The organism is Desulfurivibrio alkaliphilus AHT 2, assembly GCF_000092205.1.
GTDB classification, from domain to species: domain Bacteria; phylum Desulfobacterota; class Desulfobulbia; order Desulfobulbales; family Desulfurivibrionaceae; genus Desulfurivibrio; species Desulfurivibrio alkaliphilus.
Genome location: NC_014216.1, coordinates 1,377,790 through 1,402,074 on the forward strand (window position 1 = coordinate 1,377,790; position 24,285 = coordinate 1,402,074).

Annotated in this window: 23 protein-coding genes; 2 read left to right on the forward strand and 21 right to left on the reverse strand. The window is 61.0% G+C overall.

What is annotated here, in order from left to right:
• Positions 1-74: 74 nt before the first annotated feature.
• The 12 genes from DAAHT2_RS05925 to ffh form a co-directional block, all read right to left on the reverse strand.
• Complete coding sequence (locus tag DAAHT2_RS05925; RefSeq protein WP_013163390.1) at positions 75-1,853, reverse strand: tetratricopeptide repeat protein; 1,779 nt, start codon at positions 1,851-1,853, stop codon at positions 75-77.
• A 192-nt stretch (positions 1,854-2,045) separates the two neighbouring features.
• On the reverse strand, positions 2,046-2,714 hold the full coding sequence (tmk, locus tag DAAHT2_RS05930) for a dTMP kinase (RefSeq protein WP_013163391.1): 669 nt from the start codon (positions 2,712-2,714) through the stop codon (positions 2,046-2,048).
• Between the two features lie 17 nt (positions 2,715-2,731).
• Positions 2,732-3,802 (reverse strand): 4-hydroxythreonine-4-phosphate dehydrogenase PdxA, encoded by a 1,071-nt coding sequence (gene pdxA / locus DAAHT2_RS05935; RefSeq protein ID WP_013163392.1) that lies wholly within the window; start codon positions 3,800-3,802, stop codon positions 2,732-2,734.
• 32 nt (positions 3,803-3,834) lie between these two features.
• Positions 3,835-4,197 (reverse strand): YraN family protein, encoded by a 363-nt coding sequence (locus DAAHT2_RS05940; RefSeq protein WP_013163393.1) that lies wholly within the window; start codon positions 4,195-4,197, stop codon positions 3,835-3,837.
• Entirely contained in the window at positions 4,190-4,846 is a 657-nt protein-coding gene (gene rnhB / locus DAAHT2_RS05945) for a ribonuclease HII (RefSeq protein ID WP_013163394.1), read from the reverse strand. The genes DAAHT2_RS05940 and rnhB overlap by 8 nt, the downstream gene beginning before the upstream one ends.
• 102 nt (positions 4,847-4,948) lie before the next feature.
• Positions 4,949-5,296 (reverse strand): 50S ribosomal protein L19, encoded by a 348-nt coding sequence (rplS, locus tag DAAHT2_RS05950; protein ID WP_013163395.1) that lies wholly within the window; start codon positions 5,294-5,296, stop codon positions 4,949-4,951.
• A 137-nt stretch (positions 5,297-5,433) separates the two neighbouring features.
• Positions 5,434-5,997, reverse strand: coding sequence for an RNA methyltransferase (locus DAAHT2_RS05955; protein ID WP_013163396.1), 564 nt, complete (start codon positions 5,995-5,997; stop codon positions 5,434-5,436).
• A complete protein-coding gene (gene trmD, locus DAAHT2_RS05960; RefSeq protein ID WP_013163397.1) occupies positions 5,994-6,752 on the reverse strand; it encodes a tRNA (guanosine(37)-N1)-methyltransferase TrmD in 759 nt (252 codons plus the stop codon). Before trmD ends, DAAHT2_RS05955 begins: the two co-directional genes overlap by 4 nt.
• A 77-nt stretch (positions 6,753-6,829) precedes the next feature.
• Positions 6,830-7,387: a ribosome maturation factor RimM gene (rimM, locus tag DAAHT2_RS05965; RefSeq protein WP_013163398.1), complete on the reverse strand. Its 558-nt coding sequence runs from the start codon at positions 7,385-7,387 to the stop codon at positions 6,830-6,832.
• A gap of 3 nt (positions 7,388-7,390) precedes the next feature.
• The gene (locus tag DAAHT2_RS05970; protein WP_013163399.1) at positions 7,391-7,615 is read right to left on the reverse strand and encodes a KH domain-containing protein; all 225 of its coding nucleotides are present in this window, start codon (positions 7,613-7,615) and stop codon (positions 7,391-7,393) included.
• A 7-nt stretch (positions 7,616-7,622) separates the two neighbouring features.
• On the reverse strand, positions 7,623-7,883 hold the full coding sequence (gene rpsP, locus DAAHT2_RS05975; protein ID WP_013163400.1) for a 30S ribosomal protein S16: 261 nt from the start codon (positions 7,881-7,883) through the stop codon (positions 7,623-7,625).
• 61 nt (positions 7,884-7,944) lie between these two features.
• Positions 7,945-9,312 carry a signal recognition particle protein gene (gene ffh / locus DAAHT2_RS05980; protein WP_013163401.1) on the reverse strand — a complete coding sequence of 456 codons (1,368 nt, stop codon included), beginning with the start codon at positions 9,310-9,312 and terminating at the stop codon, positions 7,945-7,947.
• A 407-nt stretch (positions 9,313-9,719) separates the two neighbouring features.
• Between ffh and DAAHT2_RS05985 the strand changes: the two genes are divergently transcribed.
• Positions 9,720-10,973, forward strand: coding sequence for a hypothetical protein (locus tag DAAHT2_RS05985; protein WP_013163402.1), 1,254 nt, complete (start codon positions 9,720-9,722; stop codon positions 10,971-10,973).
• Positions 10,974-10,977: 4 nt separating this feature from the next.
• Here DAAHT2_RS05985 and fabD read toward each other — a convergent pair whose 3' ends face one another.
• Genes fabD through ileS form a run of 3 tightly spaced genes read right to left on the reverse strand, consistent with a single transcriptional unit; the run spans position 10,978 to position 15,278 of the window.
• A complete protein-coding gene (fabD, locus tag DAAHT2_RS05990; RefSeq protein ID WP_013163403.1) occupies positions 10,978-11,913 on the reverse strand; it encodes an ACP S-malonyltransferase in 936 nt (311 codons plus the stop codon).
• Between the two features lie 18 nt (positions 11,914-11,931).
• Positions 11,932-12,441 (reverse strand): signal peptidase II, encoded by a 510-nt coding sequence (lspA, locus tag DAAHT2_RS05995; RefSeq protein WP_013163404.1) that lies wholly within the window; start codon positions 12,439-12,441, stop codon positions 11,932-11,934.
• Entirely contained in the window at positions 12,438-15,278 is a 2,841-nt protein-coding gene (gene ileS / locus DAAHT2_RS06000) for an isoleucine--tRNA ligase (protein ID WP_013163405.1), read from the reverse strand. The genes lspA and ileS overlap by 4 nt, the downstream gene beginning before the upstream one ends.
• Before the next feature lie 227 nt (positions 15,279-15,505).
• Between ileS and DAAHT2_RS06005 the strand changes: the two genes are divergently transcribed.
• Positions 15,506-16,264 (forward strand): ATP-binding protein, encoded by a 759-nt coding sequence (locus DAAHT2_RS06005; RefSeq protein WP_013163406.1) that lies wholly within the window; start codon positions 15,506-15,508, stop codon positions 16,262-16,264.
• A 153-nt stretch (positions 16,265-16,417) separates the two neighbouring features.
• Here DAAHT2_RS06005 and DAAHT2_RS13850 read toward each other — a convergent pair whose 3' ends face one another.
• From DAAHT2_RS13850 to DAAHT2_RS06040, 6 genes are all read right to left on the reverse strand, one after another.
• The gene (locus DAAHT2_RS13850; RefSeq protein WP_013163407.1) at positions 16,418-18,838 is read right to left on the reverse strand and encodes a flagellar hook-basal body complex protein; all 2,421 of its coding nucleotides are present in this window, start codon (positions 18,836-18,838) and stop codon (positions 16,418-16,420) included.
• A gap of 55 nt (positions 18,839-18,893) precedes the next feature.
• Complete coding sequence (locus tag DAAHT2_RS06020) at positions 18,894-19,649, reverse strand: flagellar hook assembly protein FlgD (protein WP_013163408.1); 756 nt, start codon at positions 19,647-19,649, stop codon at positions 18,894-18,896.
• A 19-nt stretch (positions 19,650-19,668) separates the two neighbouring features.
• Positions 19,669-21,510: a flagellar hook-length control protein FliK gene (locus DAAHT2_RS06025; protein WP_013163409.1), complete on the reverse strand. Its 1,842-nt coding sequence runs from the start codon at positions 21,508-21,510 to the stop codon at positions 19,669-19,671.
• Between the two features lie 516 nt (positions 21,511-22,026).
• The gene (locus DAAHT2_RS06030) at positions 22,027-22,512 is read right to left on the reverse strand and encodes a MotE family protein (protein WP_013163410.1); all 486 of its coding nucleotides are present in this window, start codon (positions 22,510-22,512) and stop codon (positions 22,027-22,029) included.
• A gap of 10 nt (positions 22,513-22,522) precedes the next feature.
• A complete protein-coding gene (gene fliJ, locus DAAHT2_RS06035; protein WP_013163411.1) occupies positions 22,523-22,960 on the reverse strand; it encodes a flagellar export protein FliJ in 438 nt (145 codons plus the stop codon).
• A gap of 12 nt (positions 22,961-22,972) precedes the next feature.
• The gene (locus DAAHT2_RS06040) at positions 22,973-24,283 is read right to left on the reverse strand and encodes a FliI/YscN family ATPase (protein WP_049824447.1); all 1,311 of its coding nucleotides are present in this window, start codon (positions 24,281-24,283) and stop codon (positions 22,973-22,975) included.
• Between the last annotated feature and the right edge of the window lie 2 nt (positions 24,284-24,285).

Here is a 24,285-nt window from a genome sequence, read left to right on the forward strand (position 1 = left end):
CGGCGCAGCGTACACCGGGTACTCAAGCCGGGCTGATCGCCGCAAGGTGGGGTGCCCCGTGATCGCTTACGCCATCATCCGTTGCGCTCTGCCGTCAGTTCTTTGATCTTTAATTCAATTTGTTCACGCAGTTCCGGATCACCATTGGGAGGCAGCAGCGCCAGGGCCCGCCGGTAAGCGGCCAAAGCCTCGGCAACGTAGCCCAGCCGGCGGTAGGCGTCCCCCAGGTGATCGTGGATCACCGGGTCGTCTTCCAGCAGTTGCACCGCCAGCTCAAGCTCCTCCATGGCGCGCTGGTATTTGCCCAACCGGTAATAAACCCAGCCCAGGCTGTCCCGGATGGCGCCGTCATCGGGCTTCAGCCGCACCGCCTCCTCGATGTACTCCCGGGCCAGCTCCAGGTTCTCGCCCCGGTCGGCCCAGGTATAGCCCACATAATTCAAGGCATAGGGATCGTGGGGATCCAGGGCGATAACCTCCTGCATTTTGGCCAGCGCCCCCTCACTGTCCCCGACCCGGTCAAGATAGACGGCATATTCAAAATATACTTCCGGTTCCGGTCCCAGGTCCTGCAGGGCGCGTTGAAATATCGCCAGCCCCTGGCCGGCGTCATGCCACTCGATATGCAGCAGCGCCAGGGTGACATAAAAACTCAGGTAACGGTGCTGGGAATCGGCCAGGGCCCGCTCCAGTACCGCCTCGGCCGCCACCGGTTGGCCGCTGCCGTGGTATATCCGGGCCAGCATCAGTACCGCCTCCTCATAACCGTAATCGCCGGGGCGGATCTCCTCCAGCAGGTTGCGGGCCAAATCGATTTTTCCCAGCCGATAATAGGCCAGCACCAGCAGTGAACGAACCGCATCCAGCCGTGGTTCATCGGCAAGCAGCCCCTGCAACAAAACCACCGCTTCCTCGTAGCGCTGTTCATCCAGCAAAATCCTGGCCATGGTCAGATCGACCCGGTCCACATCCCGGCTGTATGGCCGTAAGGCGGTCAGTTCAGCCAGGGCCTCTTCCACCCGTTCCAACCGCAGATAAAGGTCGGCCAGCAGTGAGCGGGCCCGCTCATCGGCGGGATTTTTGGCCACCATCCGGCGAAGAAGCGCCAAACTATCTTCGTAAAGACCGGCCGCTTCGTAAATCGCCGCCAGCTCCTGGGCCAGAGGAGCGGACCAGTTCAGTTCCAGGGCCCGCTCATAAGCCCCCAGCGCCTGTTCAATCAGCCCCAAATCATGGTACAGTCGCGCCAGATAATAATGTCCCAGGAAATAGGCCGGCTGGTCGGCCACCAGTTGCTCCAATATTTCACGGGCTTCCTGGCGGCGGTCACTGCTGCCGTAAATCACCGCCAGCATCAGCATGGCGTTGGCGTTGCCCGGATCAAGCGTGAGAATCTCCTGATAAACGGCAGCGGCCCGATCGGGATCATCAAGAGCGGTATAAAGCTTGGCCAATAGGGAACGGGCGGCAAGATCGGTCGGATCGATGGCGATGATCCGGCGCACCCAGTAAATGGCCTGCTCCCGCTCCTGTTGCTGAAGCAGCAGCATGGCCAGTCGGCGCATGACATGAACCGCCTTGCGGTCGCAAAGCAACGCCTGCTGGTAGGCATAGCGGGCCTCATCGTAGCGCCCGCCCAGCTCGGCACTTTTGCCCCAGGCAAACTGAAAATAAGCGCAAGCCAGGTCCACCGCTTCTTCGTAGGGCTCCAACTCCGCCGCGTAACGTGGCCCGGCAGGGGCAGCCTTAACCGGTTCCTCGGGAGGCACCGCCGGCCGCGACGCACAACCCCCGGTCAGCAGTAAAACCGCCGCCAATACGGTAGCCAGCGATAACAACCTAGTTGTGCCCATGACCATCCCCACTGATCATCGTTGGTAATCGTTCAGCCGCACCGCATCTTCGGGCGATCAGCCAGGCTTACGGAGGGGACAGTTTTAAAAACTGTCCCCGATTACGCTGCACCTGGCTGCTTGCCCGAACCTGCGGCACTGCTGAACGATTACAGCCCGTTATACCTGCAGGTTAGTACCCCCGGTAAACGGTTACCATTGTTGGCAGATTTTCGCCGCGATCATTTTTTTGCTCATCAGCAACGCCTCGACCGCTTGCCAGATTTCGACCTGCACCTGCTCTATTGCCCCGGTGGCATTGACCCGTACCAGACCGGGCGCGGAAAAACCGGCAAAAATCCCGGCCACCCGCCGGAGGTAATCCTCCTGCTCAAAGTCGTTGAGACTCTCACCCCGCCCTTCCTGCACCCGCCGCACCCCCACGGCGGGCGGCGCCTCCAGCAGCAGCACCAGATCAGGCCGGGGGGCAAAGCTCTCGTTGATGGCCAGAATGGCCGCCGGATCATGCCCGCTCGCCCCCTGGTAAGCGGCGGTGGAATAATAATAACGATCGGTAATCACCACCCGGCCGGCTTTAAGGGCCGGCTCGATGAGCTTGGCAACATGCTCCCGCCGGTCGGCAAGGAAAAGCTGCAACTCCTCTTCCGGCGACAGGGAAGCCCGGTTGAGAAAAAGCTCGCGCAGGCGGCGGCCGTATGGACCGTCGGTGGGCTCCCGGGTGACCACCACCTCCAGCCCCAACTGGCGCAAACGCTGGGCCAACAGTTGCTGCTGGGTTGATTTGCCGGTGCCGTCAATCCCTTCAAGAGCGATCAAAACCCCCGCCCGGGCCGGCTGCTGTGGCTGCCTGTCTGTTTTCACTGCCGCCCCTCTCAACGTCACGCCGGTTCCGGCAGATTGCTGCTTCGATTGGCGGCTATTTCGGCGGCCAGCCAAAATGCCGCCCGCAGGCTGTCATGGTCGGCCACCCCGCGACCGGCAATATCGTAAGCGGTACCATGATCCACCGAGGTACGAATTATGGGCAGGCCGATGGTGACATTGACGCCATCCTTAAAATGGAGCAATTTGAAAGGAATCAAGCCCTGATCATGGTACATGGCCACCACCGCGTCAAAATCTCCTTGGCTGGCCTGATAAAAAACGGTATCCGGCGGCCGCGGACCCGAGATGGACACCTCCCGGCCCAACAGGGCCGCCGCCTGGGCCACCGCCGGCTCAATAACCCGCTTTTCCTCGTCGCCGAACATCCCCCCCTCCCCGGCATGGGGGTTGAGTGCCGCCACGGCAAGACGCGGCCGCAACACGGCAAAATCATGCTGCAATGAGCGAGCGGTAAGGCGAATCAACCGAACCACCGCCTCTTGGGTAACGGCCTCGGGCACCCGGGACAAGGGGCGGTGGATACTGACCAGGCTCACCCGCAGTCGCGCGCCGGCCATCATCATGGCATATTCCGAGCAGTTGCACAAGGTGGCAAGCATTTCGGTATGACCCGGATAGTGGTAGCCGCCGGCGTTGAGCATATCCTTGCCGATGGGACAGGTAACCATGGCGGCCAGTTCACCGCTTTGCGCCAGAGCGACCGCCTGTTCGATGTACTCTCCCATGGCCCTGCCGGAGGCCACCGTGGGCCGCCCCGGGGACGGGAGTGGAGCCAGGCTGGTAACCGGCAGCACATTAAGCGCCCCGGAGCCAAGCGGCTGCCCTGGCTGCCAGGGATTGAGTTCTACTTTTACCCCCAACTGCCGAGCACATTGAGCCAGCACGCCAAGATCACCCAGCACCACCGCTGCCGCCGCCGGTTCCTGCCGGCCCGTCTCTGTCGTTCCGGCTTGCCGGGCCTGTTCCCGTTCCAGGTGCAGGCGGAGGATAATCTCCGGCCCAACCCCGGCAGGGCAACCCATGGTAATTCCGATCAAAGCTGGCCTGGGTGGTTGATTGGTCATGGCAGGTTTCTCGTCGCTCACCGGGATGTTATTCAGAGTTCAAAGGCATTGACCAGGTGATCGATTTCCGGTTTGCCGCCGCGGAAGGAAACCGCCACCACGTCAAACCGGGACGCCTGGTCGGACAGTCTTTCCCGCACCAGATACTCCTGGGCGGCCAGGGCAATCTTGCGCTGTTTGGCGGCGGTGATCGCCTCTAATGGTGAGCCGAAAGCCGTGCTGTTACGGCTTTTCACCTCGACAAAGACCAGCTCGTCGCGGCGGCGGGCAATAATATCCAACTCCGCCGCCCTGGTTCGGTAATTGCGGGCCACAATACGGTAACCGGCCTTTTCCAGGTAGGAGGCGGCCAGTTCTTCTCCCCGGCGCCCAAGCCCCTGGCGCTGCTTAGTCATCACCGCCCCGCAGGCAGTCGCCCACCGGCTTGAAACTCCGGCGATGGATGGGGCAGGGTCCGTGTTGGCGCAGCAAATGCAGGTGTTCGGCGGTGCCGTAGCCTTTGTGCCGGTGAAAATTATACTGGGGATAACGCCGATGGTAGTCGGCCATGATCTCGTCCCGCCGCACCTTGGCAATGATGGAGGCGGCGGCGATGGAAGCGCTGCGGGAATCACCCCGTACCAAGGCCTGTTGAGGCAGGGGAAGAGGAAGTTGGTGCTTGCCGTCGACCAGCAGAAAGTCCGGCTCGGCGGCCAAAGCGGCCACCGCCTTTTGCATGGCCAGCAGCGAGGCCTGGAGAATATTCAAGCGATCGATCTCGGCCGGAGCAACCACCCCGACCCCCCAGTAAACCCCGGGCAGGGCTTCAATTTCCGCCGCCAACCGACAGCGCAACTCGGGCTTAAGCTGTTTGGAGTCACGGAATCGGCTTGCTTCGCAGCCGGCCGGCAGCACCACACAGGCGGCCACCACCGGCCCGGCCAGGGGACCGCGGCCGGCTTCATCTATTCCGGCCACCAGTCGATAGCCCTGGCTTTCAAGCGAACGCTCGAAGGCCAGGGAGTCGACAACCTCCGGCTCCCTTTGCCAAAGATGACTGCTCACGGGCACCCCCGGGCACCACGATATCCCCAACCGCCGGCCCCGACGGGGCAACGTGGGTAGCGGTAGCCATGGAACAAGTGGTGCTGACAGACAAAGGTTAAATCAGCGCACGTCGCGTTCGCGAATCCGGGCAGCCTTGCCGCGCAGATTGCGGAGATAGTAGAGGCGGGAGCGCCGTACCCGACCGTGGCTGACCACCTCGATTTTTTCGACCTGAGGAGTGTGCAGCGGGAAGGTCTTCTCCACGCCAACCCCGTGGGAAACCTTGCGCACGGTGACACTGGCACCGATGTTGCCACGGCAACGGCGAATGACTACGCCCTGAAATACCTGGACCCGTTCCTTGGTACCTTCAATAATCCGAAAATGGACCTTGATGGTGTCACCGGGCCGGAAATCCGGGTGGTCGTGGCGGAGTTGTTCCTGTTCAATCTGGGCAATAGCGTTCATTGTACTTTTCCTTTAGCTACGGTTGCGGCCATGCCAGCAAGATCAGCTGCTGAAGTGGCCGGTTATTTCTAACAGTTATTAACCAACTAATCAAACTCTCAAAGCATCCGGCTGGTTTGCCCGACATGTTTGCCGGCTTAGCCGGTGGCCAGGAGGCGGTCCAGCAAAATCGCCGCCGCCGAGCGTACCGGCAGGTGGTTGTAATCTCCCGCCCCTTTAATGGGGGGGAGAAAGGCGTCCACCCCGGACAGGGCGGCAGGCGCCAGCCCCCAGGCCGTTCCCAGCAAAATCATGGCCGGTTTCCCGGCCCTCAGTTGCCGCCGAATATCGCCAAAATCGCGGGTTTGCGGCTGCTCCCTGGCGCTGGTGGCCAGTACCAGCGGCCGCTCACCTCGGTCGGCGCTCACCCGCTGATACAGGGTCGCCAGATCGGGCACCACCCTTACCAGGGTCAAAGCCTCCTTGCGCGCCGGGTTCAACTGCCCACCCCGGCCTTTTAACCAATGTTCCAGCAACTCCGCCACCAGTTGCTGCTGGTCCTCATACGGGGTAACCAGATAAAACCGTCTTACGCCGTAGGTTCTGGCGGTCCTGGCAATATCATGAATATCCAGGTTGGTCACCGCCGAACCGATCACTTCCCGGCGGCGGTTGAACACCGGATAATGAACCAGGGCAACATCCAGCAGGGCGCCGCTCACTTGATTTCTATCCCGTGTTTGGCCAGCAGACGCAGTTCCGCCGGCGTGAAATCCGCCGCCTTGAGCAACTCCGGCCGCCGCCGGGCGGTACGCCGCACCGCTTGCACCAGACGCCAGTCGGCAATGGCGGCATGGTCGCCGGAGAGCAGCACCTCCGGCACCTCGCGATCTTCAAAGACCCGGGGTCGGGTGTACTGCGGGTATTTCAATCCGCCCCGGCTACCCGGGCTGAAGGTATCATTGGCCGCCGAAGCGTCACACCCCAGCACCCCGGGCAACAGCCGGGTGAGGCAATCAAGCAGCACCAGAGCGGCCGGCTCACCACCGGTGAGGATATAATCACCGATGGATACTTCACGGTCCACATAGGAGGCCCGGAAACGTTCATCCACCCCTTCGTAACGGCCGCAGACCAGGATCAAATGTCTTTCGGCGGCAAGTTCCGCGGCCAGCTCCTGGTTCAGGCTTTGCCCCTGGGGGCTCAGGAGCAGGACCTTGGCCGCTTCCGAGCCGCCGCCGGTGACCTGCCCGCGGGCATGGCGAACTGCGGCGGCCAGCGGTTCCGGCTTCATCACCATTCCTTCGCCGCCGCCAAACGGGCGGTCATCGGTCATGGCGTGCCGGTCTTCGGCAAAATCGCGGATATTATGGACGGCCAGGGTCACGATACCGTCCTGCACCGCCCGCCGGATCATCCCCTGGGCCAGAGGGGAATCAAAGAAATCCGGAAAAATAGTTAAGATATCAAAATGCAAAGTCTAACCAACCGTTCGCCCCGTTTACCCCACCAGCCATGTTCCATGTTGCCCGAACCCGCGGTACTGCTAACCACTTACCCCTCACCGAGCAAGCCGGGCGGGGGGGTCAGCAGCAGCCAGGCCGATTCACCCTCATGGTCGTGACGCAGGGCCATAAACTCCGGATGGACCGGGACCAGATATTCCCTATGTTGTTCGTCGACAATGACCAGCAACGGATGGGCAGCGGTCAACATAAAATCTGTCACCAGCCCGACTTTACGGCCCTCGGCGGTGTACGCCGCCAGGCCGGCCAACTGGTGCCAGTAAATATCATCCGGTGCCAGGGGCGGCAATTCTCCCGCCGCCAACGCCACCACCCTATCCCGCAGGGCTTCCGCCTGATTCCGGTCGTCAACCCCGGCCAGCCGAATTACCAGTGCCCCACCCTGCGAACGCACCGCCAACAGGGGGTACGCCAGGGGCGGACCGCCGCTTGCGGGCAACAGGAACAGCTCTTCCAGGCCGGAAAAATCCAGCGGCGCACCGGCCAGGGGCAGCACTTTCAGCTCCCCTTTTACCCCCTGGGGCTTGACAATCCGACCGATTTCCACCAGTTCGCCCCGGCGGGCGCCGGTAAAAATGATCCGCAAGGTTTACTCCACGATCTCCAGGCGGACTTTGCGCTCTCCGCCGGTCGCCGTCAGCAGGGTACGGATGGTTCTGGCCGTCCGGCCCTGGCGGCCGATGACCTTGCCCAGATCACCCTGGTCTACCCGTAGCTCCAGCAACAGGGTATCATCCTGCGTGCTCTCGTCCACCGTCACCGCCTCGGGGTTATCCACCAGGCCCCGGGCGACAAACTCGACCAGTTCCCGCATGTCCAACCTATTCCGCCGCCGCGGCCGGCTGAGCCTGGGCGCCCTTGAGCAGGCTGCGCACGGTATCGGTGGGCTTGGCTCCCTTGGCCAGCCAGTCGGCTACCCGGTCCTGCTTGATGTTAACCGCAGCCGGGTTCTGCATGGGATCGTAGGTACCGACCACTTCCAGGAAGCGGCCGTCACGCTTGGCTTCTGAATCCGCCACTACTATCCGGTAAAAGGGTTTCTTTTTCCTGCCCATACGGGTCAGACGGATACGTACTGCCATATTATTTCCTCCACTTAATTAGGGTACTGAGCTTTTACGTTTATTTACTAACTCTGCCAGCTTAACGCGCCAGTCCTTTGGGCCGCTTGCGTTTCTTTTTGCCCCCGCCCATCAGACCGCCCAAGCCACCTGGCTTGCCGCGCATTTTTTTCATCATTTTCAGCATTTCGGTGTAACTTTTGATCACCTTGTTGACATCCTGCACCTGGGTGCCGCTGCCTTTGGCGATCCGGGCCCGGCGGGAGGCGTTGATGATGGCATGATTACGCCGTTCCTTTTTGGTCATGGAGTTGATCACCGCCTCCACCTTGGTCAGCTCCCGCTCGTCGGGTTTGGGCATGTTCTGCAATTGCTTGAGTCGCCCCATGCCGGGGATCATACCCATGATCTGCTCCAGGCTGCCCATCTTGCGCACCTGTTTGATCTGATCGAGAAAATCCTCCAGGGTAAAGCCATCCTGCCGGAGCTTGCGGTTTAAGTCCTCGGCCTTTTCCTTGTCGATGGCGGCCTCGGCTTTTTCGATCAGCGACAGGACATCGCCCTTGCCCAGGATCCGCGAGGCCATCCGGTCGGGATGAAAAACCTCGAGCGCATCCAGCCCCTCGCCCAGGCCCACAAACTTGATGGGCCGGCCGGTGGCCTTTTTGATCGATAGCGCCGCGCCGCCACGGGCATCACCGTCAAGCTTGGTCAGCACCACCCCGGTAAGGGAGAGGTCCTGATGAAATTTGTCGGCCACCGCCACCGCGTCCTGGCCGGTCATGGCGTCGGCCACCAGCAGAATCTCGGCCGGTTGCAAAGCGGTCTTGATCCGGCTCAACTCCTCCATCAGTTCCTGGTCGACATGGAGCCGGCCAGCGGTATCGACCAGCAGGATATCGCAACCCAGTTCTCCGGCCCTGGCCACCGCCTGGCGGCAGATATCCACCGGGTCCTGGTCGGTGCGGGAGGGATGGACCGGTACTTCCAGTTCCCCAGCCAGCACCGTCAACTGATCGATGGCGGCCGGGCGGTAGACGTCGGCCGGGACCAGATAGGGTTTTTTGCCCTCCCCTTGCAGGCGCCGGGCCAGCTTGCCCGAGGTGGTGGTCTTGCCCGAACCTTGCAGGCCGACCATCATGATCACCACCGGCTTGCGGCCACCCAGCTCCAGCTCTACACTGCTGCCGCCCAGCAATTCCACCAGTTCCTGGTGGACAATCTTGATTACCTGCTGCCCCGGAGCCAGGCTCTTGAGCACCTCGCGCCCCACCGCCTTTTCGGTGACCGAGGCGATGAAGTCCTTGACCACCCGGAAGTTGACATCGGCCTCCAGCAGGGCCAGACGCACCTCCCGCATGGCCTCCCGGATGTTCTCTTCGGTGAGGGTCCCGTGGCCGCGCAGATTTTTAAAAACGTCCTGCAGACGCTGGGAAAGACTGTCAAACATGGTTTAAACCACCAACTCCAAGGAGGTTAAAGCCGGCGGCGCCCCACAACGGGTACACTGCCAGGAAACGGGCAAACATACTTGGTAGCAAGCACAATGTCAAGAAACAAGAAACTGTACTTGTCCGGCGCCCCCCGATTATGTAATGATTGGTCACGGCACCCGACCTGAACGGTTGTCGTGGTAAATGTTCTGCAGTTATTGGCCCTGGTGAACGCTTACTGTTATCAAGGTAACCGTTCACCAAGGGTATTAACTTACCGGTCTAACGGGCCGTAATCGTTCAGCAGTGCCGCAGATTCGGGTAAGCAGCCAGGCGCCGCGTACACCGGGTACTCAAGCCTGGCTGATCGCCCGAAGGTGCGGTGCTGCTGAACGATTACTTATCAAGCAAGCGAGGTAAAGCCATGCCCCTGAAGCCCATCCTCATCCTGGTGCTGTTTACCCTGTTGACCATGCCGGCCTCTCTTGCCATGGGCCAGCGGCTGCAGCACCCCCTGCTCGACGAAATGCCCCCCGGTGAGGCCGCCCTGGTAAAACAGGCGTTTGCCGCGCCAGCCGGCGAATTGCCCACCCTGCTCAGCGGCGAGGGGCACGGCAAGCTGGCCATCGCCCCACCCGACCGCTTTGTCTATGCCATCATCGACGGCAAAGACCTCTCGTACCCTTACCGGGACGAAAACGGCGACCAGCGCCGGCAGCAGGCGTTCACCCAACTTACTGCTAAAGTCAGTTACCAGTCGCCCGAGCCTGGGGAAACCGGCGGCGAACTGTTCGCCGTGGCCCGTTACCGGCTGATCAACAATTACCGGGCCGACCTGTCGCATTACCCACCGGCGGCCGCTGATATTGACGCCGATTACAGCTACTCATTTGCCGAAGGCGGCCTGATCGACGGCTTGAGCCATGACCCGGCCCAGGAATTTTTGTTTGATTTCTCAACCGACCCGATCCCCGTCGGCATCAGCGACTTGACCCTGTATGTGGTTTTTCGGGGTGCGGCGGCGCAGCATGGACGGAACGGGAAGCTGGCAATGGGGGTGCGGGAGTTGAGCGAACCGGACCATCATGTTTTCTGGAACTCGTCGGACCAGGTGGTCATCGACAAACAACTCTATACCGCCGAGCAAATCAGGCGGGATCCGGAGCTTTTCAGTTACGTCGACTTCAACAACAACGGCATCCTCAACGAAGAGGGTGAGCCTTATATCGACCCATATCCCGTGAGCTTTGAGGTCATTTTCTCGGCCCGGGAGCCGCAAAAAGGGGCGGGACGGCACTACCTGGCCGCCGCCATCAGGGACCTGCCGCCGGCCAGGCACAGCCGCCTGATCGTGCTGACCGACCAGCCGGCTCCCCAGACCAGTTGGATCACCGCTATCTCCTACGACGACCCCAGAGACCGCACGGCCTGGGTCGTCAACCACTACGCCTTTCAGAGCGCCGCCGTGCGCACCTCCCCGCGCTTCTTCGCTTCTCCCCTGAACCCGGAGGGTTACGCCTATCGGGGAATTCGGCAGCACCATTTCCTGGCGGAATTTCAGTGCAGCATCATTGATCGGCAGGTGGTTATGGACCCCGATCCCTGCCCCGATTTTGCCACCGAAAGACCGGCGCCAAAGAACCCGGCCCCCTACCCGGTACAAATTCACCAGCCGTAAGCGATCAGTTAGCCACGAGCTGCTCCACCCCCTGAGGGGTGTCCACCTGGATGACGGTGCACTCAACGTCGGCGGGGATGATCTTTTTGAGCAGGCCGCTTAAGACATTTTTGGGGCCGACCTCGATAAAGCAGCGCACCTCTTCGGCCAGCAGCCGCTGCACAATTTCGTACCAGCGGACGGAGGCAGCGATCTGGCGAGCCATGATGGCCCGGATTTCGGCAGGGTCGCTCTCCGGGGCGGCGGTGACATTGAACAGGATGGGGGCCTGCGGGGCGGCAACCGGCAGCTCGGCCAGCAGGGCGCTGAAATCATCCACCGCCCCGGCAATCAGTTCACTGTGCCAGGCGCCGCTGACCTTCAGGGGAATCGACTTACCTCCCTTTTCCTTGACCATCTCGGCGGCCGCCGCCAGGGCGGCGTTGTCGCCGGAGATTACCACCTGGGCGGCGGAGTTATGGTTGGCCACCGCCAGCCGACCGTGGGCCCTGGCGTGGTCGACAATTTCCCGCACCGCTTCGATATCCAGTTTAACCACCGCCGCCATGCCGCCGGGGTTGGCCGCCGCTTCCCGCTCCATCAGGCTGCCGCGATGGGTTACCAGCTTGATGGTGTCTTCAAAAGTCAACACCCCGGCGGCACTAAGGGCGGCGTACTCGCCCAGGCTATGGCCGACAAAATAGTCCGCTCTTACCCCTTTTTTCGCCAGGGCCTGCCAGCAAATCAGGTTGACCGCGGTCAGGGCTGGCTGCAAGTGCAGGGTGCGGGTAAGTTCCTCCTCCGGCCCTTCCAGGCAAAGCCTTTTCAGCGGCAGCCCGCTGATCTCTTCGGCCCGGGCGAGCAGGGCGGCGGCCTCCGGATCGCGGTCCAGAAATTCCCGGCCCATGCCGATATACTGGGAGCCCTGACCGGGGAACATGACGGCGGTTTTATTAGGCATAACAATTCTCCTGCAATGCTAAACGACTTTATCGACTTGGGGTTCTTCCGGCGGATGACGCCAGGTGGCCACAAAAAAAAGCAGCACCCCGACGGTGATGGCGCTGTCGGCGATATTGAAGGCGGGCCAATGGTAATCCCGCCAGTAAAAATCGAGAAAATCGGTGACCTCGCCCAGCCGGATGCGGTCCAGCAGGTTGCCCAGGGCCCCGGAGGTGATCAGGGCCAGGGCATAAAGGTAGAGCCGCCCCTGGTAGCGAACATGGCGATAGAGCACGGCCAGCAGGATCAGCGCCAAAACGGTGGCGCCGATGAAGAAAAATCGCCGCCAGCCGGGATCACCGTCGGCCAGCAAGCCGAAGGCGATGCCGGGGTTGGTGTAGTGGACCAGGTCGAAAAAACCGGGGATGATCTGCCGGCTTTCATAGAGGGCCAACTCGGCCCGGACCCACAATTTGCTGAGCTGGTCGACCGCCAGCAACAGCACCAGCACGGTCAGCGGGCCGCCATGGTGGCGCCGGCCGCTCACCCGATGGCCTCGCTGCAGCGGTAGCAGATGCCGGGATGATTGGTGTTGTCGCCCACGCTTTCGGCCCGCATCCAGCAGCGCTCACATTTTTCGCCGGGGGCCGGGCGGACCAGAACCTGCAGGTCGGCGATCTCTTCGCCGTGGTAAATATTTTCCGCTCCGGCCGGCAGCGCTTCTTCCCGGCGCATGGCCGAGACGATTGTCACCAGTTGCAGGGTGTCCCAGTTGGCGGCGATGAACTCGGCCCACTGGCCCTGGGCGGCCACCACCACCTCGGCGTCCAGGGAGTGGCCGATTACTTTGTCCCGACGGGCAATCTCCAGGGCCCGGGTGAATTCCGAGCGCAGGGCGAGGATTTTGTCCCACTTGGCCAATAATTCCTGGTCGGCCAGGCGTTGGGGCCGGGCCTCCGGGAAGGAGGCGAGAAACACCGAAGCCTCCCGCTCCTGGTCGACGGGCAGATACTCCCAGGCCTCGGCGGCCAGGAAGGAGAGGATGGGCGCCAGCAGGCGCAGCAGGCCGTCGCAAATCTCGTACATCACCGCCTGGGCCGCCCGGCGCTGGGGGTGGTCGGCGGGCATGGTGTAGAGCCGGTCCTTGACGATATCCAGGTAGAGGGCGCTGAGGCTGACGGTGCAAAAGTTGTAAAGGCCGTGGTAGACCTGGTGGAACTCGAAGCTGTCGTAGCCGGTGCGGGTCTTTTCCTTGAGTTGTTCAAAACGGGCCAGAATCCAGCGGTCCAGTTCGTCCATTTCCGCCTCGGGCGGGGCGCCGGGGGCGGTGGGGTCGAAATCGTGCAGGTTGCCCAGCAGGAAGCGGACGGTGTTGCGGATCTTGCGGTAGGCGTCGGCCAGTTGCTTGAGGATGTTGTCTGAAATCCGGATATCGTCCCGGTAATCCTCCGAAGCCGCCCACAGGCGCAGGATCTCCGCCCCGTGCTTTTCAATGATCTGCCCCGGCGCGATGACGTTGCCGATGCTCTTGGACATTTTTTTACCCTTGCCATCCACCACGAAGCCGTGGGTGAGCACCGCCTTGTAGGGAGCCGTCCCCCGGGTGCCCACCGCAGCCAGCAGGGCGCTTTGAAACCAGCCCCGGTGCTGGTCGCTGCCCTCAAGGTAAAGGTCGGCCGGGCTTTGCAATTCCCGACGCTGCTCCAGCACGGCGGCGTAGCTGACCCCGGAATCGAACCAGACATCCAGGATGTCCTCTTCCTTGGTGAGGTTGGTCGAGCCGCAGGTGCAACGGGCCTCGGGGCCGATGAAATCGGTCAGGGGCCGGGCAAACCAGGCGTCGGCGCCTTCTTGGGTAAAAAAATCGGTGATCCTGGCGGCGATCTTTTCATCGTTGAGCACCCGGCCGCAATCCTGGCACCAGACGGCGGTGATCGGCACCCCCCAAGCCCGCTGACGGGAGAGGCACCAGTCCGGCCGGCCGGCCACCATGCCGTGGATGCGCTCCCGCCCCCAGCGGGGAATCCAGTCGGCGTTGTTGATGGCCTTGAGCGCCTTTTCCCGCAGAGTGGTTTGTTCGCCGGCAATGCCGGCCGGGATGTCCATGCCGATGAACCACTGCTCGGTGGCCCGGAAGATCACCGGCTTTTTGCAGCGCCAGCAGTGGGGATAGCTGTGGGAAATTTTCTGCTCCCCCAGCAGGGCGCCGCTTTGCTGCAGGTCGGCAATAATCTGCTTGTTGCCCTTGAGGATGAACATGCCGGCATAGGGGCCTCCCTCGGCGGTGAAATGACCCCGGTCATCCACCGGCGAAAGCACCGGCAGGTCGTGCTTGAGACCGCTTAAGTAGTCCTCGCGGCCGTGGCCCGGAGCGGTGTGGACGCAGCCGGTACCGGCTTCCAGGGTGACATAATCGGCAGCGATGATCCGGGAATCGCGCCCCATAAAGGGGTGCAGGCAACTGTGGCCCAGCAGATCGGCGGCTGCCAGGGTGGTTACCACCCGGTATTCGCCGAGCCCGCAGGCGGCGGCCACCTGCTCCACCAGCTCCTCGGCCATGATCAGGGTTTCACCGTTAACCTCGACGGCGGCGTAAGTGAAGTCCGGATGCAAGGCCACCGCCACGTTGGCCGGCAGGGTCCAGGGGGTAGTAGTCCAAATGACAAGGAAAAGATTCGGGAAAAGGTCCGGCGACAGGTTGGGGTGTTTTTCCGCCAGTGCTTTTGCTGCCGCCGGTTGCAGGGGGAATTTTACGTAGATTGAGGGGGAGGTCTGGTCGGCGTATTCCACCTCGGCTTCGGCCAGGGCGGTGCGGCAGGAGGCGCACCAGTGCACGGGCTTGCGGCTGCGGCTGACCAGGCCGTTCAGCAGAAAATTGTTGAACTCGCGGGCGATGGCCGCCTCGTAGCGGTAGTCGATGGTGAGGTAGGGTTGTTGCCAGTGGCCCAGCACCCCCAGGCGCTGGAACTCTTCGCTTTGCACGGCGATCCATTGGTCGGCGTAGCGGCGGCATTTTTCCCGGAACTCCAGCTTGCCGATGGCGGCCTTTTGCTCCCCCAGCTCCTTGTCGACGTTGAGCTCGATGGGCAGGCCGTGGCAATCCCAGCCCGGCACGTAGGGGCAGTGGTAGCCGCTCATCCGTTTGGACTTGAGGATGATATCCTTGAGGATCTTGTTGAGGGCATGGCCCATGTGCAAATGCCCGTTGGCGTATGGCGGGCCGTCGTGCAGCACGTAGAGGGGGCGATGGGCGGTGGCCCGGCAGAGGTTTTCATACAGCCCTTCTTCTGCCCATTTTTTCAGCATCTCCGGCTCGCGCCGGGCCAGGTTGGCCTTCATGGGAAAATCGGTTTGCGGCAAGTTGAGGGTGGAACGGTAATCCATAACGGTAACCTTGCATAAAGATGGTAAGGGCCCCGGCGGCAGACAATAACAGGTTATAGTGCCGGCCTTTTTGCCACTTCAGCGGCGGCGGCCCGGAAATTAAGCATGAAGCATGGAAAAGAATCAGGTAAAATACCAGCTTACCGCAAGTTTGCAAGGGCCAAGTTGGCGAGGGTCAACCTGGTAAAAGGAAAAAATATTTAAGACGCCACCCGGCGGAGGAAGCAATGCCGAAGATAATCGCCATGGCCGGCAAAGGCGGAGTGGGCAAGACCACGGTCACCGCCCTGCTGCTCAATTACCTGCTGGCCGAGAAAAAGACCCCGGTACTGGCGGTGGACGCCGACGCCAACGCCAACCTCAACGAACTGCTGGGCCTGGAGGTGGGGCTGACCATCGGCCAGGTACGCAAGGAGATGAAGGGTGATTTACCGCCGCATATCACCCGCGATCAGTACATGGAGATGAAGGTTCACCAGGCCCTGGTGGAGGCCGGCGGTTTCGATCTGCTGACCATGGGCCAGCCCGACGGCCCCGGCTGCTACTGCTCAGCCAACCAGTTCCTGGCCATGACCATGGATCACCTGGCCGGCAACTATGAATATATCCTGGTGGACAACGAGGCCGGGATGGAACACTTGAGCCGCATGAACCTGCGGGTCATCGATCTGCTGCTGGTGGTCTCCGACCCCTCGGCCCGGGGAATCATGACCGCCGGCCGGATCGCCGGGCTGACCGAGCCACTGGGGATCGCGCCGGGCAAAAAATGCCTGCTGGTCAATCGCGCCCCGGCCGCCCCGGAAGCGGCCCTGACCGCCAAAATCGACGAAACCACCCAAAGCAGCGGCCTGGAACTGGCCGGCCTGCTGCCCCAAAGCGAGTCGCTGGCGGCCTGGGAGCTGGCCGGCCGTTCCTACCTGGATTTACCCGCCGACGAGCCGGTGCTGCCCGCCGCCCGGGAGATTTTTGGCCGGATTTTGCCCTAACAAAGACAACCTCAAGCTTTTCCGCCAACCACTTAGAGGTATGGCAAAGGAGCAGAGACAACACGGCCCGGGCGGGATGATTCCCGGCCGGGCCGCGCTTGTTTGGTAAGCGGAGGCGGGTTGCAAACCCCGCCCCATGCTGAAAACGGTTTATTACCGCTTGATGTTGATCAACTCGTTGAGCATCTCGTCGGTGGTGGTGATCATCTTGGAGTTGGCCTGGAAGCCTCGCTGGGTGGTGATCATCTTGACAAACTCGGTACCCAGATCGACGTTGGACATCTCCAAGGAGTTGGGGGCGATCTCGCCCAAGCCGTTGGTGCCGGGTTCACCGGTAACCGGCGCCCCGGACTGGGTGGTGGCCCGGAAGATATTGCCGCCCACCTTGTGCAGCCCCTGCAGGTTGGCAAAGTCGGCCAGGGCCACCTTGGCCTGCATCAGGACCTGACCGTTGGAGAAATTGCCGGTGATGATGCCGGCGGTATCCACCGACACCGACTGCAGGAAGCCGGCGGCAAAACCGTTTTGGTCCTGGTAAATGGTGGTGGAACTGTTGGCGTACTGGGTGGTGAACATCGCCTCGGTATCGCCAAAGCGGTTGTCCACTGCCGTGCCCGTCTGGCTGCCATTACGCTCGGGGCTACCCGAGATGACGTGAAAATCACCAAAGTCATCCATATCCGCCGGGCCAAAAATCTCTTCCATATCGGTATATGCCATGATCCTGAAGTTCAACTGACTGGCCTCATCTCCCCCGGGATCAGCCACCCGATCACGGATCACCAACCGGCCGGTATTGTCGATGTAGGCATCAACGTCATATTCATTGGACAGGTGATCGAGAAAACCCTGCACGGTGCTGTCCGGGCTGGCCTCAAAATTACTGTACTCACCCTCCAACAATGTCCCGTCACGGGTCATGATTGCATAACTTATGGCTGGATCACCGTCAAAATCGATGGCCGGATCAGGATTGCCATCAACATACACCGCATCCCAGCGGGTGGCGGCGCTAATCAGCGAAGGCGGATCGGTGTCGGTGGTGGTATCGTAAGGGGCGCTGTAAGTTTGCACCGGGGCCACAACCTCCTTCTTGGTGCTGCTGACATTGACCGCCCCACTGCCAAAAGGATTAACTGTGGTAAAGTCAGCAATTGCATCCACAAAATCAATGCCAGTGATGGCCATCCGCGAGGCTCCCCCCGGGGCCCGCAGAGTCAACCTGCCATCGGCGTCGATGCCGGCGGAAACCGCGCCAAATTGGTTTGCAAGTTGACTTAGAAATTCACCATCAGCCCCCAGCCTGGTGTTCCGATCCGGTATTTCATAAGTCAAGCTCACCGGCCGCCCTTCATGGTCAAAACCGGTCACGCTGATGGCAACATGATCTTCAGACGGGTCAGCAGCCAGATTGGGGTCATAATCATCGGGAATAATCCGCCGCCCTTCACTGTCCCGCACGTCACGCCAGCGGGTTTCGGTGGTTATGGGGTTGTCGGTGGTGATATCAATGGCCCCATCGTGGGAGACCAGAATCTGGGGCAGCAGGCTGCTGCCATCACTACGAGCACCGAAGTTGAGCGCGATGGTCTGCGGGTCGCCGGTAAAGTTGGCATCGAAAACCGGGTAGTTACCACTGTCATCAAGCCGATTGGAGCGGTTGGTGGTGCGGTCCGGATCGACCCGGCCGTCCGCCGGTACATCCCAGGTATCGATGGTGGTGATATTACCGTTATTGTCGAAATTGATCTTACCATACATCAGCGCCCCGGCCCCACGATGGGCCGGATTCTGATAGTTGTATTGCTCATCCGGGGCATAGGTCTGCTTCTCCGCCTCACTCAACTCCCGCCGATCAGCCGCCGGATCGCTGGTTACCAGAAATTCCCACTCGTTTTCCTTGGCGGTACGATCAAAATAAATGGTTACATCGCGGGCCACCCCCTTGGAATCATAAACCTTGAGCGAGGTGGTGTACTGGTAGTTGGTGGCGGCAATGGGATCATCCGCCGTCCCGTTCCATGAATCGTACAGGGTGCTGGCAGAGGCCTGATCGACCCGGGCGTCGAGGTTGACGATCAGGTCGATCTGCTCGGTTTGCACCGGCGGGGTGGAGCGATCCATTCTAATGTCGCCGATGGTGCCTTCAATCTGGCCGGTGTTCTTATCAACACTCCAGCCCTGGACAAAATGCCCGCCGGGGCTGGTTAAGAAGCCGTGCTGATCGAAGCGGAACTCGCCGGCCCGGGTGAACATGTCCGCCTCGGCGCTGTCGCCGCCCCGCAGCATGAAAAAGCCCTCGCCGCCGATGGCCATATCGGTGGGGGTGGAGGTGGACTCAAAGGATCCCTGGGCAAAAAGCCCGTCCACCGTGGTCAGGGTGACCCCGCGGCCCACCTGGGCGGTGCCGGCGGCGGTGGATACCGACTGGGAAAGCACATCCTGAAAGGTGGAGCGGCTGGAGTTGAAGGCCACGGTGTTGACGTTGGCGATGTTGTCGCCCAGTACGCTCATGCCGTTGCCCATGGTTGAGAGTCCGCTGATACCGGCGTAAAGTGAACCTGAAAGACTCATGATCGTTCCTCCTGCTGTTTATCTGTCCCCTGGGGGGTAGTTGTTGGTTGTACTGCTAGCCCATTAAGTTCATATCGAATTCATCATCGTCGTCCTGGTCCGGACTTTCATCCTTGCCGGGCAAGCCGCTGCTGCTTTCATGGACGTTGATGATATCGCTGACAAATTTCTGGATATAACCGCTGACGGTGATGGCGGCCCGGCCGGAATCAAATTCCAGCCCGGTGACCTTGCCGGAAGCGCGTTGCTCCACCGCCACCTTGCTGCCATCGCCGGCCAGGGCGTCAACCTTGTAGGTATACATGCCGTCGGGCACCAGATTCCCGCTGTTATCCTTGCCGTCCCAGGCCAGGGTGTTCTGTCCGGCGCTCTGGTAGCCGTTGTCGATGGTCCGTACCAGTTGGCCGGCGGCGTCATGGATATAGACCACCGAGAAGGGGGCGTCCTGCTCCAGCACATAAGAGGTCCGGGCCACCTGGCCGTCGGTCACTCCGATCTCGTTGCCGTCGGTTTCAATGGTCTTACCGATCAAGCTCAGCAATTGCAGGTTGTTCTGGGACATCTGGTAGCTGAGCAGCTTCTCCATGTTGTCGCTCATCTGCATGGTAGCTTCCATGCTGGAAAACTGGGCCAACTGGGAGGCCATCTCGTAGCTCTCCATGGGTTTCATGGGATCCTGATGCTGCAGTTGGGTGATGAACAGGGTCATGAAATCCTGGCGATCAAGAGAACTGCTGCCCACCGGCTCGGGGTGGTTGGACTGGTTGGCCATGGGGATGTCGGGGCCGTATCCTGAGCTGATCATGGTCATGGTCTGGTCTCCTTAATTTTCAGGCGAAAAGGTCGATGCCGCCGGGCCGGTCGGTGGTGGCGAGGCGCTGGTAAAGCACCTCTTGAGGCACTTCGGCCAGGGACTCGCGACGGACCATGCCGCCGTTCTGGTTGGTCCAGGCGGCAGTGAAACGCTGCCAGGCCTCACCGGAGCTCCCCCGGTCCTGCTGATCGACGGACACCATGCATTCGCCCAGCACAAAGCCCCGGCGCTCCAGGTTGTCTTTGAACATATCCATGTTTTTCTCGAGGATCTCCTTGACCCGGGTGTTTTCCATGGCGAAGTTGAGCGATACCTGGTTGTCGCGAACCAGCAATTCCACCCGCACCTCGCCCAACTCACGGGGGTAGAGGTGCATCACCAGGTGGTGCTCGTTACGATTCAAGCCGCCCACCACCCCGGAGGCGATGCGGTTGAAGACCTGCTGCTCCAGTTGCGCCTGCTGGCGCGGGGCCTGATTCAAGGCGCGCAGGATTTCCAGGCGGTTATTGTCGCTGGGGCTGTCGGCGGAACCGGCCAGGATTTCAGCGCCACGCTCATCACCCCGGGCCTCAAGTTTCATTTCGTTTAAGAAGAGGCGGCCGGAAACCAATTCATCGCCGTCTTTGCTGCCGACCAGGCCGGCTTCGGCCAAGGCCTGGCGCACTTCCGCCCGTGCAACACCTTCCTTATTCAGGGCGGCAATTTTTGCCTTTTTATCAAGGAGAGCCAAATCATCCTTGAGGGTGAGTTTTTGCTCAGCGCCCACCTTCTCCAACCTAACAGCAGCCAGATCGACGCTTTCCAGCAGCTTTTCGTAAACCTTGGCGGCGGCGGCCTGCACCGCCGGGTTCCAGCCCGGCCGCTGCTCGTTGAAGCCGGCCTGCTGGAAGATCTTTTTCAGCTGGGCCAGAAAGGCGGGAATTTCGGCCCGGGGCCTGGACTCTTCAATCTCGGCAATCCCTTGGGCCAACAACTGCCGAAAACGCTCCAGGTCAAGTTCCAACGGCTGATTGGGGCGCTGGGGCTGGTCCCAGGGGGCATGCAACTCCGGCAGCAACTCCCGCTGCAGGGCCCGGGAAACCCCGGCATGCTCCAGCACCGCCAGCAACTGCTCGGCATCCCAGCCTTGCAGCACAATTTTGCCCTCGGGGTGTGATTTGGCGATTTCCTCCAAATCCAATTCTTCCAGGCCACTGAGGAAAGCGGCCAAATCCAGGGTGTTGTCGCCTTGTACCGCCTGCTCGCCGATCTTCTCCACCGCCTCGGAATCAAGGCCCAACTTGCCAAGCAGCATCTGCAAATAGGGCAGATCGGTTTCCGGCACCGGCACGGGCTGATCTTGTTCCATGGCCAAAAAATGGCGGGAAAAGACGTTCAAAAATTCCGCAATCTCAAACTCACCGCCACCGGCGGCAAATTTTTCCAGCAGCGCCGCGCTATCTTTCTCGCCCATACCGGCCAGGGCGGCCAGCAGACTGAGTTCGGCGGCATCTTCAATCTTAAAAGTCCATTCGCCGGGGCCGGTGGCCACATCCCGGGCCTGATCACCGATCAACCCAAGATACTCACCCAGCAAGGCAAGCAGTTCGACCTGAGCGGTTTCAAGGTTCTTACCACCGCTCTCTTTGCCTTCTTGACTTGCTTTACTGCCGCCTTTACCCTGGACATCGCCGGCCCTGGTCGCGCTGGCTTCGTTGGCCACCGCCCGGGCTTTGCCCTGGCCACTCCCCAGAACATTGCGCTCCTCACGCTGGCGGTCGGCCAGCTTACGATCCAGGTGGCCGGCAAAGTTGGCCTCATCGGCGGAACGCGCCCCCCGGGGACGCCCTCCGATCTCCAGCCCGTCGGCTTTAGCCATTGGAATCATCAAGGTTTTCACAATTCAAAACTCCGTTGGTTAAAAGTTTGCCGGCTCACCCCAACCGGCCTGCCACTCTTGCCCAGCCCCAAAAGCAACCTTCGTGCCAACCACCAAATAAAACCCAAACCAGGCACCCAACTAGCTGTAATTGCACAGATAAAAAAATGAACAAAAAAAGCGACCACCTCCCGGCCAGGCGTTACCCAAAGCCTTTCAGCCCTTAAGCAACACTAACAGGACATTTTTGCCGGTAAGCGATCCTAAGGCGAAACATCAGCACCACAAAAACCGAGACCAAAGAAGGACAAAGCTGGTGAAAACAAAGAAAAGATAGAGAAAAGGGAAAATAGGTAGGTAGGTAGGTAGGTAGAAAAAGAAAAAAAGAAGAAAAGCAAAGCAAACAAAGGAAAACGTTCAGCAGTGCCGCAGCTTGCGGCAAGCGGACCGGCGCCGCGTACATCAGTACGCAAGCCGGGCCGATCGCCGCAAGATGCGGTGCTGCTGAACGTTTTCCTAGAGGAGGCCGAGTTGGCGGCTCAGCCTCACCGCCTTGGCCCGCTCCAGCCGGGGAAGAATATCGGCCACCAGATCATTGGGCAGCCCCCGCATAATCTCCAGGGCGTCGCGATCGTCCATTTCATCCAGCAGTTCCGCCACCCGGGCGGGTCGCATTTCCCGGTAGACCCGGATTAAATCGCGAAATGCCTGATCTTTGGCGGCAGTCAGCCCATCCAGGGTGGCCCGGGCCTCCTTTTGCAACTCCAGCAGACGCTCCAGTTCGGCCCTGACCTCGGCCTCCATCTCGGCCAGCTCTTGCTCCCGGCGGGTAATTTTTTCCTCCCGCGCCTCCAACTCCCTTTCCTTATCCCGAAAACGGGCGGAGTGGGCAAGTTCTTCCTGGCCGGCCCGCACCGGCCGGGTCTGGGCCTCCAAGGCGGCAATCTCCAGCAGGCAAAAGGCCGGCAGCAGCCCTATGATGACAAGTAATTTCAGCTTCAAAAGCTCACCTCTAGCGTCGTTTAAAGCGCAGGATCATCTGTTCGTCAAGCTCGTTCTGCTCCCGCAGACGCTCTTCCTGGAGATATTTTTCATAATCCCGCTCCCGGGCCTTTTCCATCACTTTGCGCTGTTGCACTTTCTCCTGCAACTCCCGGCGGGCCTGCTCCACCACCTCAACCTGGGTGGTCACGGCCCTTTGCTGGTTGACCAGATCCCGCTCCAAGCGCTCGATCCCCTCAGCATACATGCCGTAAAAAGGGGCGGCCATGGGCTTTCGTTTGCGCTCTTCAAAGGCGTCGATGGCTGCCGCCAGTTCCTTTTCCATCTCCTGCAAGCGTTCCTGCTGGCGCAACAACTGGGTTTGGGCCCGAACCATCTTCTGGCGGGCCAGTTCTTCCAGGTTGCGGCGATAACCAAGTACGCTCTCAAAACGAAACCGGTAAGCCATTGCTCAAGCCGCCTATTTTTTGAACAGGGCCTGGAGTTGCGCGGCGCTGTCTGAAAAGGTTACCCGGTCGTTGACCGCTTGTCGCAAATAGCCGTTAAGCTTGTCAATCATGGCGATGGCACCGTCGATTTTAGGATTGCTGCCCTTGGCATAAGCCCCGATATTGATCAGATCTTCAGAGCGACGATAGAGGGCGAGAACTTCCAGGAAGCGGTGGGCGGCCCGGACCTGCTCCTCGGGCACCACATCGCTCATGCAGCGGCTGACACTGCCCATTACCTCGATGGCCGGGTAGTGGCCCTGGCTGGCCAGGTCGCGGCTGAGCACGATATGGCCGTCGACGATGGAGCGCACCGCGTCGGCAATGGGCTCGTTCATATCATCACCCTCCACCAGGACGGTGAAAATACCGGTGATACTGCCCTTGCCCTGGCAGGTGCCGGCCCGTTCCAGCAGTTTGGGCAACTGGCCGAATACCGAAGGGGTATAACCCCGGCTGGTGGGAGGCTCGCCGATGGCCAGGCCCACTTCACGGCCACTCATGGCGTACCTGGTCACCGAATCCATCATCAGCACCACGTCCCGGCCCAGGTCGCGGAAATATTCGGCCACCGCCATGGCCAGATAAGCACCTCGCATCCGCACCAGAGGCGGCTGGTCCGAAGTGGCCACCACCACCACCGAGCGGGCCAGGCCCTCGGGCCCCAGGTCGCGTTCGATGAAATCCTTGAGTTCCCGACCCCGCTCACCGATCAGGGCGATCACACTGATATCGGCGGCGGTGTGGCGGGCGATCATCCCCATCAGGGTACTCTTGCCCACCCCGCTGCCGGCCATAATCCCAATCCGTTGCCCTTTGCCCAGGGTAAGCAGGCCGTTGATGGCCCGCACCCCCACGTCCACCGGATCGGTGATCCGCTCGCGGGTCATGGGATTTAACGGTTCGGCATAGAGGGGATAAAACGACTCGCCGGGCAAGGGGCCGTTGCCATCCATGGGCTGCCCCAGCCCGTCGATGATCCGGCCCAGCAGATCCTGGGAGACCGGCACCCGGGCGGCGCCCTCCACCAGGCGGATGGCCCCGCCGGGCTCGACCCCCCGCATTTCGCCCAGCGGCATCAGCAGCACCTTGCCCTCGCGGAACCCCACCACCTCCGCCGGCACCTTGGCTTGCCCGCGAAAAACATCGATTTCGCAGATACTGCCCACCGGAATCCCGGGCCCCTCACTTTCGATGACCATGCCGATCACCTGACTGACCCGCCCCCCCACGGTAAACAGGGAGGTTTCACGAGCGGCGGTGATTACAGGGCTGAGGTCCATGG

Bases quoted from the DNA above. Each gene is read 5' to 3' on its own strand.
- DAAHT2_RS05925 (WP_013163390.1), bottom strand. From the start codon at position 1,853: ATGGGCACAACTAGGTTGTTATCGCTGGCTACCGTATTGGCGGCGGTT.
- pdxA (WP_013163392.1), bottom strand. From the start codon at position 3,802: ATGACCAATCAACCACCCAGGCCAGCTTTGATCGGAATTACCATGGGT.
- DAAHT2_RS05940 (WP_013163393.1), bottom strand. From the start codon at position 4,197: ATGACTAAGCAGCGCCAGGGGCTTGGGCGCCGGGGAGAAGAACTGGCC.
- rplS (WP_013163395.1), bottom strand. From the start codon at position 5,296: ATGAACGCTATTGCCCAGATTGAACAGGAACAACTCCGCCACGACCAC.
- DAAHT2_RS05970 (WP_013163399.1), bottom strand. From the start codon at position 7,615: ATGCGGGAACTGGTCGAGTTTGTCGCCCGGGGCCTGGTGGATAACCCC.
- rpsP (WP_013163400.1), bottom strand. From the start codon at position 7,883: ATGGCAGTACGTATCCGTCTGACCCGTATGGGCAGGAAAAAGAAACCC.
- ffh (WP_013163401.1), bottom strand. From the start codon at position 9,312: ATGTTTGACAGTCTTTCCCAGCGTCTGCAGGACGTTTTTAAAAATCTG.
- DAAHT2_RS05985 (WP_013163402.1), top strand. From the start codon at position 9,720: ATGCCCCTGAAGCCCATCCTCATCCTGGTGCTGTTTACCCTGTTGACC.
- fabD (WP_013163403.1), bottom strand. From the start codon at position 11,913: ATGCCTAATAAAACCGCCGTCATGTTCCCCGGTCAGGGCTCCCAGTAT.
- ileS (WP_013163405.1), bottom strand. From the start codon at position 15,278: ATGGATTACCGTTCCACCCTCAACTTGCCGCAAACCGATTTTCCCATG.
- DAAHT2_RS06005 (WP_013163406.1), top strand. From the start codon at position 15,506: ATGCCGAAGATAATCGCCATGGCCGGCAAAGGCGGAGTGGGCAAGACC.
- DAAHT2_RS13850 (WP_013163407.1), bottom strand. From the start codon at position 18,838: ATGAGTCTTTCAGGTTCACTTTACGCCGGTATCAGCGGACTCTCAACC.
- DAAHT2_RS06020 (WP_013163408.1), bottom strand. From the start codon at position 19,649: ATGACCATGATCAGCTCAGGATACGGCCCCGACATCCCCATGGCCAAC.
- DAAHT2_RS06025 (WP_013163409.1), bottom strand. From the start codon at position 21,510: ATGGCTAAAGCCGACGGGCTGGAGATCGGAGGGCGTCCCCGGGGGGCG.
- fliJ (WP_013163411.1), bottom strand. From the start codon at position 22,960: ATGGCTTACCGGTTTCGTTTTGAGAGCGTACTTGGTTATCGCCGCAAC.
- DAAHT2_RS06040 (WP_049824447.1), bottom strand. From the start codon at position 24,283: ATGGACCTCAGCCCTGTAATCACCGCCGCTCGTGAAACCTCCCTGTTT.